Source organism: Nostoc sp. CHAB 5715 (genome assembly GCF_020829685.1).
In the GTDB taxonomy this organism is placed as follows: Bacteria; Cyanobacteriota; Cyanobacteriia; order Cyanobacteriales; family Nostocaceae; genus Nostoc.
This window is the reverse complement of sequence record NZ_JAIVFR010000059.1, coordinates 1-13,805: the sequence shown is the minus strand read 5'-3', so window position 1 is coordinate 13,805 and position 13,805 is coordinate 1. Positions and strand designations below refer to the sequence as shown.

The following is a 13,805-nucleotide window of genomic DNA, read 5'->3' as shown; positions in this document are numbered from 1 at the left end:
TCATCTTGGTAAATTTGCTTGCATTGGGATGCTCCCCGCAAAATCAAAGTTAATACAGCAGAATTGGGGAATTTTCCGAGTCAGAATAGTTTATTAAATTAGAGCAAAAGCGATGTCTACGACGGGCGTAGCTGCATCTCGGTCTTACCTACAGAAATTATCCCCTTTTTGGCTAGTTACAACCTGATTGGGCAATTGTTATCTAAGAGCATTATCGAATCTGCGATCGCACCAATCACCTGTACACAAGCAGAAACATCTCATGCTCTAAAGCAATTTTATCAGCATTGGAATTTGACAACGGAGCAAAAAATTCAAGATTGGTGTTTACGTTACTGTCTGACTCAAGAACAATTAGAACTTTTCGCAACCCGAAAGCTCAGAGTTGAAAAGTTCAAGCAAATAACTTGGGGACATCAACTAGAATCTTACTTTCTCAAATACAAAAGGAATTTTGATCAGGTCATTTATTCTTTAATTCGGACTGAAAACAGAGGAACTGCTAACGAGCTATTTTTCCGAATTACAGAAGGAGAACAGTCATTTGCTGAACTAGCACGTGAATATTCTCAAGGGACAGAAGCTCATACAAGTGGCATCATCGGCCCAGTGGAACTTGGTACTATCAACCCCAATTTTGCTCAGTTACTTTGCACAAGGCAAGTGGGTATAGTTCAACCACCCGTACCTTTTGGAGAATCATGGGTAATTTTACGTGTGGAAAAGTTTATAACTGCACAGTTGGACAATTTTATGCGCCAACGATTACTGCAAAAAAATTTTGAAACTTGGTTTCAACAGCAACTGAATCAACTATCACCGGAGGAAAAAACCTGGATGGGAATCATACCATGACTGAACAAAATTCTCGGAAGTAACCACGTATGGATAGGTGTGACACCTAGTTGCTGAAGATAACATGAGTCACCAAAATACTCATGTCATAAACTCTTCACTTTAGGTTGTCGTGTTCTCAAATCCTGGAATTGAATTGCAGATAATTTTCTGCGCAAAGCCGAAACCGGAGATGTTCAGCTTTTTGTTACACAAGTTTAAATTTAAGCTTATGTAAAGTTTTGTAACAAAATCAAACTTTCGGAGAAAAACCTACCTAATAAAACTGATAGATAGATAGAGGTTAGGCAATCATATAAAGTTGCATGTTTTACTGTAAAACTGTACCAAAGCCATTTTGGAAAGCAAAGGACAGACAAAACACCTGTTCTACATTGCATCTAAAGCTGCTATAAAAGTATAGATAAATGTCCCATTCTCTGAAAAATTAGACAAGTTAATTTTCTTTGTAACTTCTACATAATCTAACTAGTTATGACTGAGTTGTTAATAGTTTATCAAAGTGCATCAAAATAGTTTTCTAGGAAAATAAATAACTTATATGAATGCTCAAAATCAAGAACAATTGCATAGTCAACTGCAACGAGTTCCAATTGCCATTATAGGTATGTCTGCTTTATTTCCCAAAGCTAAAAACTTGCAGGAATATTGGGATAATATTATTGGCAAAGTCGATTGCATTACTGATATTCCCACTTCTCGCTGGAATATAGACGACTACTACGACCCAGATCCCACATCTCCTGATAAGACCTACTGTAAGCGGGGTGGATTCATCCCAGACATCGATTTTAACCCTCTGGAGTTTGGGCTGCCTCCAAATATTCTGGAAGTAACAGATGTTGCTCAGTTACTCTCGCTGGTTGTGGCGAAAGCGGCGATGGAAGATGCGGGTTATGGTGACTCTAGAAACTTTAGTCGGGAACGTACTGGAGTTGTTCTAGGTGTAGTTGGGGGATGTATGCAATTAATTACCCCACTGACTAGTCGATTACAATATCCTGTTTGGCAAAAAGTTCTTAAAAGCAGTGGCTTATCCGACGAGGATACAGAGAAAATTATCCAGAAAATGAAGCTGGCTTATGTAGGTTGGGAAGAAAATTCTTTTCCAGGTTGGCTAGCTAATGTGGTTGCTGGACGGATTGCCAACCGCTTGAACTTAGGAGGAATGAACTGTGTAGTGGATGCAGCCTGTGCCAGTTCGATGAGTGCTGTCAAAATGTCGATCAGTGAGTTGCTCGAAGGACGTTGCGACATGATGATCACTGGTGGGGTGGAAGCTGATAACTCGATTTTCAACTATATGTGTTTCAGCAAAACACCTGCTTCATCTAAAAAGGACTTTTTGAATCCTTTCGATGCCGAGTCGGATGGAATGATGGTTGGTGAAGGTATCGGGATGTTGGTGCTCAAACGCCTTGCAGATGCAGAACGCGATCGCGATCGCATTTATGCAGTCATTAAAGGAATCGGCACTGGTAGTGACGGTAAATATAAAAGTATTTACGCCCCACGGAAAGAAGGACAAGTCAAGACATTACGTCGGGCCTATGAAGATGCAGGCATTCCCTATACAAGTATTGAATTGATTGAAGCTCATGGTACGGGAACTCCAGCTGGTGATTTATGTGAGTTTACGGCCTTAAATGAAGTTTTTAGCGAGAACAACCCTAACAAACAGCATATTTCTCTGGGAAGTGTCAAATCTCAAATTGGACACACCAAAGCGGCTGCGGGATCAGCAAGTATGATTAAAGCTGCTCTGGCTATTTATCACAAGGTACTACCGCCTACGATTAACGTTACCCAACCGAATCCCAAGTTTGGGATGGAAAACTCCCCATTTTACTTAAATACAGAGGTTAGGCCCTGGCTTCAGTCTGATCCAAACACTCCAAGACGAGCTGGAGTGAGTTCATTTGGTTTTGGGGGCACAAATTATCATCTAGTCCTAGAAGAATATAACAAAGAGCAGAGCTATACCTATCGTCTACACACCGCTCCTGGGTCTGTCTTAATTTGGGCTGATACTCCAGAGCAGTTGTTAGTTAAGTGCGAAGCCGCAAAGTTACAGTTAGAATCTACTACTGGCAATCAATACTATCAAGAACTAATTAACTCTTGTAAATCTTCAGATATTCCAATTCCCTCTGCAAGAGTAGGGTTTATTGCTGTATCCCAACTTGAGGCTGGTGAATTGCTACAAGTAGCGATTAATCAGCTCCAAAAACAACCGCAAGCAGCATCTTGGGAACACCCGCGTGGAGTCTATTACCGTAAGGCTGGTATGTCTCTAGAAGGCAAAGTAGTGGCTTTGTTTCCTGGACAGGGGTCTCAGTATTTGAATATGGGTAGTAAATTAGCCATCAACTTCCCTCCCCTACGCCAAGCCTACAAGTCTCTGGACGACCTATTTATTCAAGATGGTTTACAACCACTTTCTCAAACTGTTTTTCCTCATCCGACCTTTGATAGTGAGGAAAAAACTAGCCAGACTAAAGCATTGCAACGAACTGAAAATGCTCAACCAGCTATAGGCGCTTTTAGTGCAGGTTTATACAAAATTCTACAACAGGCTGGGTTCAAGGCAGATTTTGTCGCAGGGCATAGCTTTGGGGAATTGACCGCTCTTTGGGCTGCTGGAGTTTTAAGCGACGCAGATTACTTTTACCTAGTAAAAGCTAGGGGTCAAGCAATGAGTAAGCCGAACAATGGCGCTGATTGTGATACTGGTACTATGCTGGCTGTGAATGGAGAGATTCGGAAAATCCCAGAAATCATCCGGGGTTTGTCTCATCTGAATATTGCTAACTTTAATTCTCCGAATCAGGTCGTGCTATCGGGTGCTAATCCCGAAATCAGCACTATACAACAAATTCTTAGCAAACGCGGTTATGCTGTCACCCTACTACCTGTATCTGCGGCATTCCACACTCGTTTTGTCAGTCATGCTTGCGAACCCTTTGCCGATGCTGTGCGGTCGATCGCCTTCAATAGTCCAAAGATTCCGGTTTATGCCAATACAACTGGCGAAGCTTACTCAACTAAGCCTGAGATTATTCAAAAAACTTTAGAAAGTCATCTTCTCCAGTCAGTGTTGTTTGAGCAAGAAATAGAGAATCTCTATGCAGCAGGTGGTTATTGCTTTGTAGAGATTGGGCCGAGGCAGATTCTGACTAATTTTGTGAAGACTACCCTTGGCGATCGCCCGCATCTAGCAATAGCTTTGAATCCCAGTCGGGAAAAAGACAGCGACCTCAGATGCGGCAAGCGGTTATGCAGTTGCGTATAGCTGGTTTGTCTTTACAAGACATTGATCCCTATCAGTTTGAGCCTCAAACCACTGAAGTTGAAGTTGCTAAAGGCTCGCGGGTAAGCATCACTCTTAATGGTAGTAATTATGTCAGCGATAAAACGAAAGCTACTTTTGAGAAAGCTTTACAGGATGGTCACAAAATCCAGCCAAGTATCCTTAATCGTGCGGAATTACAACCAGATATTCAGCACTCTTTAGTGAATCAATTTCAGAACAATTCCGTAAATCAGTCTGTTTCAGCTGAAGTTATAAATAGCAACACTAATGTAACTTCACCAGAATCTACAGATGTCAACATAAATGTGATTTCATCCCAACAACTCGAACCTACAAATGCCAACGCAGATACGATTCCAGCGGAGGTTGTTACTGTGACATCCCCTTACACACCAACTGACACTGCCGATTCTACAGATTCATACTTCATTATTCCTATCATTGAGTCAAACGAGATGCTGCAACCTATTTCTCCCTCCCGTTCCAATATCGAGCAAATTGTAGGCACTGGTCTAGAGAAGCTTTTAACACAATTTTGTAACCATCAATCAGAAATTCTGCGAGTACATGAGCAATATCTTAAGAATCAAGCAGAATGTTCACAGTCCTTTTTTCAGTTGATGCAGCAACAATACCGTGTGTTATTAGGAAGTAACAACATCAAATCTCAGCAGGTTGAGTTAGCTTTAGAGCAAACACCAGTTGCTCCTCAGATACCTGCCAATACTGTGGCTTCTAGCACACCTGTTGACGCACCTCAGACTAACTCAGTCAACAACACCCTGACTATAGTATCCCCTGCTAAAGTTGAGAGTTCATCACCAGAAACAAAGTCAGTAGCATCTGTTGAAACGGTGGATAGAGTTGAGTTATTGATGCAAGTCATTAGTAGTAAGACAGGCTATCCAGTAACGATGTTGAACTGGGAAATAAACCCACGCGCAGATTTGGGTATCGATGCTGTCAAATGGATGGACATCATCAGTGCAATACAAGAATTACTTCCAGATGTACCAAAAGTCAATCCTAAAGAATTGGCAGAACAGCCAACTCTTCGCCAAGTTGCTGAGTATATTCAAATCTGCGTTCCCCAGCCAAGTCCATCTCCTCAAGTACCAGTATCTACATCTGCTAAATTTTTTTAGTACAGAGTATTGAGTATACTCTGTATCATCAAAGTGAGAGTTAATGAAACGAAACTGGCAAGCAGAAGAACTGGTGGAGTATTGGACACTGTTACCAAAGGAATTAGAGCTATTAGTGCATAAAAACCCTCAAAATCGCTTGGTTTTTGCTTTATTACTCAAGTTTTTTCAGTTAGAAGCTAGATTTCCAGAATCAGACCACGAGATTCCGGCTGTAGTTGTTAACTACGTGACACAACAACTCAGTATTTCTCCAAGTATTTACCAAGACTGTAATTGGCAAGGACGGTCGATAAAATATTATCGCAAGAAAATTAGAGAACTTTTTGGATTTCGAGAAGCTAGCATTACAGACGCTCAAGAATTAACAGACTGGCTAACCGAACAAGCACTAATTTACGAATTAAAATATGAGCAACTTGAAAGTGCAGCTGTATCTCGTTTAAGAGAACTAAAAATTGAACCACCTACTCATAGTCGCCTAGAACGTATCACTCGCTCTGCTCTCTCTAGTTTTGAGGATAAATTTTTTCAAAGAACTGTTGCTCAGTTGTCTAGCCGAACTAAGGAGCAAATAGATAATTTATTCAAACCTCCTCATATTGAAAGTCAATCATTGTCAGTAGCATCTCAGTTAGATATTGATTCATCAGAGTTATCGGTCTGGAACGAATTAAAATTAGACCCAGGAAGGATTGGTGTAGAAAGTTTTCAAACAGAAATAAAAAAATTATCAATTTTACGCCAGTTAGACTTACCTGTTGATTTGTTTACAACTATACCAACTAAAGTTTTACAACAATACAAACAACGTGTAGTCGTTGAGTATCCACCGAATTTCTTTATCACCTCTTAAACCTCAAAGTGAACCAATAAATTTATGGCGCTTAAAAACTGAAATTAATCGCTGTTGGCCGATGACTAGTCTCTTAGATGTTCTCAAAGAAACAGATTTACGTGTAAATTTTACTCAACATTTTAAATCAGTATTGACTAGAGAAGTATTAGACCCTCATCTCTTACAAAAACGATTATTACTATGTTTGTATGGTTTGGGGACAAATACAGGACTAAAACGTTTAAGTGATGAAATAGGAGGCAGTAGTTATCAGGAGTTGTTACACGTTAAACGTTGTTATATCCACAAACAACAATTTGTCTTCTTAGGGATGTCTATTACCTCTAGCAAGAATGCGATAGCCGAAGGCTTAAGAAGAGCTTATCGCCGACAGGTGTGCCGTAGGTCTCGCTCTCCCTTGCGGGCGGTTACGCCATCACCAGAAGGTGGTCGTTTCGTGCCATCGCCTTTTGGGTATCGCCAACGACGGGCAGTTACCCTGAGAACATGATTGCACGAGAAGCGATAGCGATCGCCTGACTCAAAGACAAACATCTATAGTTATGCTCTGTTTTTAAACTAAACGGTTTAGTTTGCACTTGATGACAGCTTCGCCAGCTCTACGCCAAGTATGCAAACCAGATGCCAGCTATCACTAACCCCCAATACAAAAGTCGTAACCACGGGTTAGTTTTTTGCCCATTCTCTTTTTTAGGCCAGGTAAAATTCACTGCTTTGCTCCTGAATCAATTGGTTGGCTATATGTGCCACCACGAAAGCGTTTAAGCCTAGTGGCAACTAAATCTCTGTTGCCAGTAAAAGCGATCGCCGCCACTTTTCCCCCATCAGCAATCACACCAGTATTACCATTGGCATCACACACTACAGTTCCTTTGGGCAATGGGTTTAGTGTGATCCGGTCTAGGATCACTTTTCCTTTAACAATCGTCACGTATTTATGAGGGTAGACTGTGGCCACAATCGGCAGACATCCAGTTTTGTATCTAGCATCAGCAATTGTGGCAAGTTCAAGTTCAAATTCAAGCTGTTGCTCCAGGATTGTTTGTTGCTTGGAGTTTTGAGCAATGGATTGCTTAATGTCTGATACTGCTCCCATATTGCGCGCAATATCACCAGAGGAATAAAGCAGAGATACCCCAATTAACGTGCCAAATACAATTGATGTTTTGTGTTTTCTCCAAAGCCTTGCACTATTCATTCCCCCATCTCCTCTAAAAAAGCATCAATACTAAAAGTGTTATCAGCAGGAGCTAGAGACTTGAAGTTCTGTACATCAGATTTGACTTGAGGGGCAAGAGATTTTACTTCGCTCAAAAAGGCATCAACGTCTACTGTTTCCACACCATAACCAGCAAGCAGCTTATTGATTTGCTTATCGTTATCAGAAAGCGAACGCAAATATTCAGTGCTGTACTGTGTTTGCTCAAGGAAAGAGTTAGCAACTGCACCTCTGCTATGATCTAACGCCCTCTGAAATACCTTTGCTTCTAATGTTGCTATTGCATTGGCTTGGGCTACCGCGCCATTCATCACCACTCGAATCATTCCCGCCATCATCTGATGATTGACGTTTGGGATAACACTAGCCGCCATGTTGGTTGCTTGCTGAATCGCTGATGCTTCTTGTTCTGATGCTGGCAGGTGCAAATGGTTATTAATTGCTGCACCAGCAAGTTCAAACACTTTCTCCAACTCTTCTGTGATATCTGGGCTAAACTCATCGCCTTCGGGGTCAACATCTGCTCCGTGGTCACGCATGATTCGGAGTGCTTCTATCACTTGCACATCGCTGTAGCGATCGCTGAAATATTCGATTACTTGTTTTCTGGTAAACATTATTGTTTCTTCCTCCATTGTTCAAAATCTTTGCGACGTAAATGCATGAAATTTGTAATTAGAAGTCTTTTGACTTCTTCGTACTTCTTACCCTTCATCAAAAAAAATATAGTTGCTGATAAAAACCTTTGGTATCCGTCAAGGTAGTTACTTCGGCAGCCTTTTCCTGTTTCGTAATAGCTGGCTTTTAAGGGAGGAATTTTATTTATAATATTTACCTCCCATCTCCAAAGAGTTATACGGTTAATTTCCAGAATATTACTCCACTCTGATCTTGATAACAAATTGTCGAAAAAGGCATCATTTATTTTTGGATCTTTTCCTATGTGTGCCAAGATATCATGTAAATTGTCCTGATTCATCGTTTCATCCGCCCTTGCAATATTGTTGCATCAGAACTCTGACATCTCCATATAAAAGTAAAAAATATCGTCAAAACAACTGTTTTTAACATTCTTTTGTTCGCTAACGCTCGATATTTGCTGTGCAATGTTGCAGGTGCTTGCAACATTGATGCTTGCAACATGGGTGTTACATTACTGCAATGTTGCAATCACCTCAATCAATTAATGTTAGAAATAAATCCCTTTTTAGCAAATTAATATTAATGAAGCTGGAAAATATCTTAGTCTATATACTAATAGACTACAATGATCATCTTGAAGGTATTAGTACCAGCTTGCCAGCAATATATTTGTAAAATAGTTCATTTTTTAATACATTTTTAAGGCTTTTATAATAGGAAACTCTTGGCTTTTCCGCATTCAGATTAAACTGATGGTCATCGTTACCTAGGCCGTCTCTAATAGCATCAAATCCGTTATTACGTGCCATAATTCTCTTTCCAGATGGGACTTATCGAGGTAAAAAGCGGCTGGCTAACTTTGACCAGAAAGCGACCGCTTTTTACTTTCAGTGAAGTGCAACAATGTTACGCTTGTTAAATACATACTAAAAAACCCGCCAAAGACGGGCAATGCATTTTGATGACAAACTAGTGACAAAAATTTCCGTTAGTTTTTAAAAAAAATTGAGTAGTTTATTTGTCCCGATTCCTCCCATTCCTGATCAATTTTCTCTAGCACCCATTTCACGTATTTTGGTGTTCGGCTCATCCAATTTCTTATCGTTCTAGGGTCACGTTCAAAAAAACCGCATAGCATTGCTTTTAATCTGCACTCTTCACTGCTATCTCCCCTGGCCCATTTACACAAGAATTCAAGTAAACTCATGTCACTCCTTCTGTTACTGATTCTGCCTTGAGCAAACCTCGGTGCATTACAGCCGAGTCGAAAAATTTTAGTTTTGATAAAAGGCACTTAGCTTCTTGAAAGGTAAAACCAATGGCACGCTTATAAAGGTGAAACCCTTACGAAGAATGGGTGCGGAGGTGCAAAGGTGTGGGGGTGTGGGCTGTAGGAGAAAACCATAACGCACCTTACTTGTTTGGATCTTGATTTCAAATCAAATTCTTTCCCTTATATCCCTACACACTTACACCCTTTCATTCAACAACGTTAAAGGTTTGTAGCTAACGAGCGTGCTATTTAGGTACAAACCTCGTCCCTCTCTACGAGACGCACTGTTAGTCTGTGAGCAAAAGCACCCCTGATCCTTCATTCAAGCTTTAGAGCAATCACTGCAAGTAGGGTGGTCTTTCTCAAGAGCTTATTGCTCATTATACGAGGTGCTTTTTCATTTTTTACTTGATTATTTCGTCTCTTATGCCATACTACACCAACTATATATCTTATATAATAGCTACATATCACATAAGAATTAGGGAGTGTTGATTTATTAGTCGGGTTCTTGTCCCATAAGCAATATCATTTGATAATTTGGGTGATTAAGTATGGATGCAACAATGCCTAGAACGAAAGCACAGGGAATGACCAGAATTGAACTTTACGTGCCAACAGCACTATTTGAAGAAGCGGAGGAACTGGCCGACTTTGAGGGTTGGAAATTATCAGAACTGCACCGTGTATTTTGGGAAAACGGTTTTGGCGTTTATGTCGAACGCAGTAACAAGAGAATGATTAACAAGCGTTTGAGAGGGAAAATTTCCTCCGACACTGCTAATCAGGGAGAAGAAGAGTAATTTACGCGCCCAGGTTGAACCTGGGCATCGCTGAAATAAAGGGAGCAACAAAATATGCACAATATTGAAGAAGCATACAGTCTTGCTTGGGTGAAAACAGCTTGTGAACATATTTTAGGTAAGAATATTTCTCAAAGAACTTGGCGTAACTGTCTAAGAATATGTGGCGTTCAGCCTTACAAGCGAGAAGTCATGCTCAAAGAATGCTGCTATTTATTAGGACTGATATATCTGAAACGTCAAAACCCTTTCAAAAAGTATTCTTTATCTGACGTTTCATTGTTGCCATTAGATTGACTTGCTGCCTTTCAATCTGATGGATTTTGCTCTAGATACTGGCGCACTCCCGCACTCATTGCTACGAGGTTTGGTTGTATATTTTTCCCCAACAAATCTTCAACGAGATGAGCAATTTTACTTGTGAAGAAGAATGGTACTCCCTTGATTTGTTTCGCGTCAATCACTAGTTCACCACGGCTTTCAATTACTGTACTATTACCATCTTGCAAAAAGCGATTTTTGCCAGGGGACTTCCAGAGAATAAAATATACAGCTAATCAAAATGATAATCATTATAAGGGGGAGAAAGCGGTTGCCGACGGCAACCGCTTTCTCCCCCTTATAAATATGCAAGACAAATGTCTGCACAAAGAGAGTTCTTGAATGCAGTGAGCAGAATTACTCTCGACTATTTTGGAAGTTTAAAAAGTTTAGAAATTACGTTACTTGGCAACAGATATCAATAAACCATTTACCTAAATTTGGTAAATTATCTTTGGTAAAATTAGTCAGACGTTCAATTTTATTTTCAATTTCTTGCATAGCTTTTTTAGTTAGACGCACGCCAGTAGAGTAAGTTTGAGTGACCAACTTAACAACTGGATGGTTGCCATTCCAAGTCATAGTTTTAGCAAAATATAATGCGGTTTCAACCTCATCTAAAATGCTGCCGTTCCAATGATTCTCCAATACAGCCCAAGTTCTTTCAATTGGATTATATTTACTGTGATAGGGAGGATAGTAAGCTAAACGTATATTTAATTGGTGTGATTGAGAAAATTCAACTATACGTTTCATAAACTGAGTACGTCGAGAACTATTCTCTCCTCCATTATCTTGATTAATAAGTAAAGTTTTTATTTGAGGAAATCGCCAGCTTTCTGATTTCCAAAAATCCACTAGAATATCAACGATAAAATCGCTAGTTACTTTGGATTCTGTGAAATACAAAAATAGCTCGTCAAGCTCTGGAAGAAAGATGCCGTAAGGAGCCACAGTTGTTTTTGGTTTGAAGTCATGGTCATCAGTTTCCGTTGGTACTCGGTTTCTACCACCACGATCAAATGAGCCGATATTTACACGAGCTTTCGCATCCAAACTTAAGCGTAAAATACTTGAATCATCCGAAGCCTCTTGATTAACTATAGCTAATTGCTCGAAAATTGCGTCAGTTTCGGTAATTTTTTTTGAGGTTGAATTTTGGCGACCCGTTTGAGGCGATATCCTAAATCATTTAGTTTGATACGAATTGTTTCTGAAGTTGGCAATTCTTCATCACCATAACCAAATTTCTCAATTAATTGATGCCTAACAACAGATGCACTTAGGCGCGTGTAGAGCCTTTGGCTTTTAAAGCTTGGGTCTATTTGACTTTGACCATCAACCAACTTTTTGATATCTTCTAAAAGATTTGGCAGGGTTTCTTCTGCTTTCTTACGCCCTCGACCTCGATAATTATCGACACAAGTAATCCCATTGGTTAATTCTTTAATTCCCTTACTAATAGTTACGCGATTCCATCCTAACTCTTGCTGGGCTACAGACTGTCCTCCATATCCTAATGCCCCAACTGTTTGTGCTATAAATTTACGCTTGGCTGCTCCTTTAAGAAGCTGTGCGGTTTCCTTCAACAAGTTTTTTAGTGAATCCGTTAATTGTATAGACACCTCTGGATACCCAAAAATCGAATTATCATAATTTACTACAAAAAGGGGAAGGAAGAGGCTGCCGTTGGCAGCCTCTTCCTTCCCCTCCCTTGTAATGATTATCATTTTGATTTAGTGTATATTTTATTTCCTGGAAGTCCCCAGAACACTTGACTGCTTCTGTGAAAGCGTGAGTTTCAATACGCCATTCAACTGTCAAATCTGCCTGATTCCAGGTATTATATTCTGTCCAAGACAGCATATCTTCACTGAGCAGAACTCTTGCTGCTGCTGGAATTTCACTGCCACCGTGCCATTCATTGACAGTATAAATATTACTGCCTGCTTCCCTACGTGATAAAAGTGTGATGCGACGCACGTTTGGCATATAGGGAACTAGCTCAAAAAGGTTTGTCACGATAGCTAGCATAAACTAGGGAGCGTGGAAAAAGAACTTTGGTATCAGCACAGATGAGCATTAATTAATACCATATCTAAATATAGACACAACGGGGAATTACTAAGAGTTTTGCGAGCGCAACTAAGGTGTTTTTTTGGTTGATCCGCCTAAATTTTGGTTAAAACATCATCTATATTTTACAGCCGCATCGGATCACAAAGCGGCATGAAAAAGCAGCAAGGTCTGCCGTGACATCTAAAAGCCTTACTAGAACTCTTGCAAAAGTTTTTTGTGATATAATTAAAAATTTGCTTTCTTTATGATTGGGACTTGAATTAGCAGTGAAATTTTGGAGAGCCAAGCAGCTTACTTCAAGGAAATTTAAACGACTTACCGGAGTAAGTCGTCAAACCTTTCAGGAAATGGTTGGGTTAGTAAAAGCTGATGAGAAAAAGAAAAAGAAATCTGGTCGTCGTCCTAAATTAATTATTGAAGACCAAGTTTTAATGGTGATTCAATACTGGAGCGGAGCCGGAGACGCTCCGCCTCCGGAGAATACCGCACTTATTATCATATTGGATTAGACTGGGGGCTTTCGGAATCTGCGGTCTGTCGGATAGTGTATAAAATTGAAAATATCTTAATTAAGTCAAGAAAGTTTAGTCTGCCTGGTAAAAAAGAATTATGGAAAATGTCATCTGAAGAAGATTTGGTAGTGATGGATGTCACGGAAGAACCCTTGCTATTAAAGGAATGTCACAAAAAGCGGCATGGTTAAATTATGAACTTGGTGTCACTTGAAAGTACTCAAAGCCATACAGGATGGGTGTCACAAAGGAAGTGGCAGAGTTGACGACAAAAAAATAGGGATGAAAAAAAGCCCAAAAACAGGGCTTTTTTATGAAGTGGGATCGAGAGCAAATCGCAAAAGCACGTCAATGATTATGCCAACAAGTGTTTGCTGTTTAACCTAGCCTTTCTTCTAGGTTTTCAATATTTAGACTTTGTGGGACGATTAACCCAGTACTTAAACTCAGCTTAAACATCTTGTTCTGAAATGTGATCTAAATTCATCACAGGAGTACTTATTGATGGTGCAGGACGAACTAAAGAACAAAGTAGCCTTGATTACTGGTGCAAATAAAGGTCTTGGGCTGGAAATGAGTCGTCAACTCGGACAACATGGATTGACAATTCTGATAGCAGCTCGTAGTTTAGATGCGGCTAAAACAGCAGCGAGTAACTTGGGGTGATGAGTACATTCCTCAAAATCCAAATATTCTCCCTCACTGGGAAATTGGCGAAAAGCTGGGTATTCTCAATGTTGAGCGGGCTGTGAAAGTTGCCCAAAGTCGCTTTGTGACATTGATG

Annotated in this window: 11 protein-coding genes and 4 pseudogenes; 8 read left to right on the top strand and 7 right to left on the bottom strand. The window is 40.1% G+C overall.

From position 1 onward, the window contains the following. The first annotated feature begins 168 nt into the window (after positions 1 to 168). From LC574_RS05360 to LC574_RS05345, 4 genes and pseudogenes are all read left to right on the top strand, one after another. On the top strand, positions 169 to 855 hold the full coding sequence (locus LC574_RS05360) for a peptidylprolyl isomerase (RefSeq protein WP_229451842.1): 687 nt from the start codon (positions 169 to 171) through the stop codon (positions 853 to 855). A gap of 541 nt (positions 856 to 1,396) precedes the next feature. Further along, positions 1,397 to 4,147 (top strand): type I polyketide synthase, encoded by a 2,751-nt coding sequence (locus LC574_RS05355; protein WP_229451841.1) that lies wholly within the window; start codon positions 1,397 to 1,399, stop codon positions 4,145 to 4,147. Further along, positions 4,132 to 5,313 carry a phosphopantetheine-binding protein gene (locus tag LC574_RS05350; protein ID WP_229451840.1) on the top strand — a complete coding sequence of 394 codons (1,182 nt, stop codon included), beginning with the start codon at positions 4,132 to 4,134 and terminating at the stop codon, positions 5,311 to 5,313. The genes LC574_RS05355 and LC574_RS05350 overlap by 16 nt, the downstream gene beginning before the upstream one ends. Positions 5,314 to 5,356: 43 nt before the next feature. Next, positions 5,357 to 6,467 (top strand): annotated as a pseudogene (locus LC574_RS05345) (DUF4158 domain-containing protein); the annotation flags it as partial. A gap of 411 nt (positions 6,468 to 6,878) precedes the next feature. Here the strand turns inward: LC574_RS05345 and LC574_RS05340 are convergent. The 4 genes from LC574_RS05340 to LC574_RS05325 all read right to left on the bottom strand — a co-directional run bounded on the left by LC574_RS05340 (position 6,879) and on the right by LC574_RS05325 (position 8,842). Then, the gene (locus LC574_RS05340; RefSeq protein ID WP_229451839.1) at positions 6,879 to 7,370 is read right to left on the bottom strand and encodes a hypothetical protein; all 492 of its coding nucleotides are present in this window, start codon (positions 7,368 to 7,370) and stop codon (positions 6,879 to 6,881) included. After that, positions 7,367 to 8,008 carry a hypothetical protein gene (locus tag LC574_RS05335; protein WP_229451838.1) on the bottom strand — a complete coding sequence of 214 codons (642 nt, stop codon included), beginning with the start codon at positions 8,006 to 8,008 and terminating at the stop codon, positions 7,367 to 7,369. Before LC574_RS05335 ends, LC574_RS05340 begins: the two co-directional genes overlap by 4 nt. Next, complete coding sequence (locus LC574_RS05330) at positions 8,008 to 8,370, bottom strand: hypothetical protein (protein WP_229451837.1); 363 nt, start codon at positions 8,368 to 8,370, stop codon at positions 8,008 to 8,010. The genes LC574_RS05335 and LC574_RS05330 overlap by 1 nt, the downstream gene beginning before the upstream one ends. 292 nt (positions 8,371 to 8,662) lie before the next feature. After that, complete coding sequence (locus tag LC574_RS05325) at positions 8,663 to 8,842, bottom strand: hypothetical protein (RefSeq protein ID WP_229451836.1); 180 nt, start codon at positions 8,840 to 8,842, stop codon at positions 8,663 to 8,665. 1,030 nt (positions 8,843 to 9,872) lie between these two features. Between LC574_RS05325 and LC574_RS05320 the strand changes: the two genes are divergently transcribed. After that, on the top strand, positions 9,873 to 10,109 hold the full coding sequence (locus LC574_RS05320) for a hypothetical protein (protein ID WP_229451835.1): 237 nt from the start codon (positions 9,873 to 9,875) through the stop codon (positions 10,107 to 10,109). A 54-nt stretch (positions 10,110 to 10,163) separates the two neighbouring features. Then, positions 10,164 to 10,406: a hypothetical protein gene (locus LC574_RS05315; protein WP_229451834.1), complete on the top strand. Its 243-nt coding sequence runs from the start codon at positions 10,164 to 10,166 to the stop codon at positions 10,404 to 10,406. Between the two features lie 11 nt (positions 10,407 to 10,417). Here the strand turns inward: LC574_RS05315 and LC574_RS05310 are convergent, their stop codons facing one another. The 3 genes and pseudogenes from LC574_RS05310 to LC574_RS05300 form a co-directional block, all read right to left on the bottom strand. Further along, a complete protein-coding gene (locus tag LC574_RS05310; protein ID WP_229451833.1) occupies positions 10,418 to 10,618 on the bottom strand; it encodes a hypothetical protein in 201 nt (66 codons plus the stop codon). A 208-nt stretch (positions 10,619 to 10,826) separates the two neighbouring features. Continuing rightward, a pseudogene (locus tag LC574_RS05305) lies at positions 10,827 to 12,160 on the bottom strand (ISAzo13 family transposase). Positions 12,161 to 12,194: 34 nt separating this feature from the next. Continuing rightward, positions 12,195 to 12,513 (bottom strand): annotated as a pseudogene (locus LC574_RS05300) (hypothetical protein); the annotation flags it as partial. 262 nt (positions 12,514 to 12,775) lie between these two features. On the opposite strand from LC574_RS05300, the pseudogene LC574_RS05295 reads away from it, so the two are divergent. Together LC574_RS05295 and LC574_RS38460 are read left to right on the top strand one after the other, a co-directional pair. Continuing rightward, positions 12,776 to 13,167, top strand: a pseudogene (locus LC574_RS05295) (transposase family protein); the annotation flags it as partial. Between the two features lie 358 nt (positions 13,168 to 13,525). Further along, complete coding sequence (locus LC574_RS38460) at positions 13,526 to 13,687, top strand: SDR family NAD(P)-dependent oxidoreductase (RefSeq protein WP_306422083.1); 162 nt, start codon at positions 13,526 to 13,528, stop codon at positions 13,685 to 13,687. Positions 13,688 to 13,805 lie beyond the last annotated feature (118 nt).

Bases quoted from the DNA above. Each gene is read 5' to 3' on its own strand.
- LC574_RS05330 (WP_229451837.1), bottom strand. From the start codon at position 8,370: ATGAATCAGGACAATTTACATGATATCTTGGCACACATAGGAAAAGAT.
- LC574_RS05315 (WP_229451834.1), top strand. From the start codon at position 10,164: ATGCACAATATTGAAGAAGCATACAGTCTTGCTTGGGTGAAAACAGCT.
- LC574_RS05340 (WP_229451839.1), bottom strand. From the start codon at position 7,370: ATGAATAGTGCAAGGCTTTGGAGAAAACACAAAACATCAATTGTATTT.
- LC574_RS05325 (WP_229451836.1), bottom strand. From the start codon at position 8,842: ATGGCACGTAATAACGGATTTGATGCTATTAGAGACGGCCTAGGTAAC.
- LC574_RS05320 (WP_229451835.1), top strand. From the start codon at position 9,873: ATGCCTAGAACGAAAGCACAGGGAATGACCAGAATTGAACTTTACGTG.
- LC574_RS05350 (WP_229451840.1), top strand. From the start codon at position 4,132: ATGCAGTTGCGTATAGCTGGTTTGTCTTTACAAGACATTGATCCCTAT.
- LC574_RS38460 (WP_306422083.1), top strand. From the start codon at position 13,526: ATGGTGCAGGACGAACTAAAGAACAAAGTAGCCTTGATTACTGGTGCA.
- LC574_RS05335 (WP_229451838.1), bottom strand. From the start codon at position 8,008: ATGTTTACCAGAAAACAAGTAATCGAATATTTCAGCGATCGCTACAGC.
- LC574_RS05355 (WP_229451841.1), top strand. From the start codon at position 1,397: ATGAATGCTCAAAATCAAGAACAATTGCATAGTCAACTGCAACGAGTT.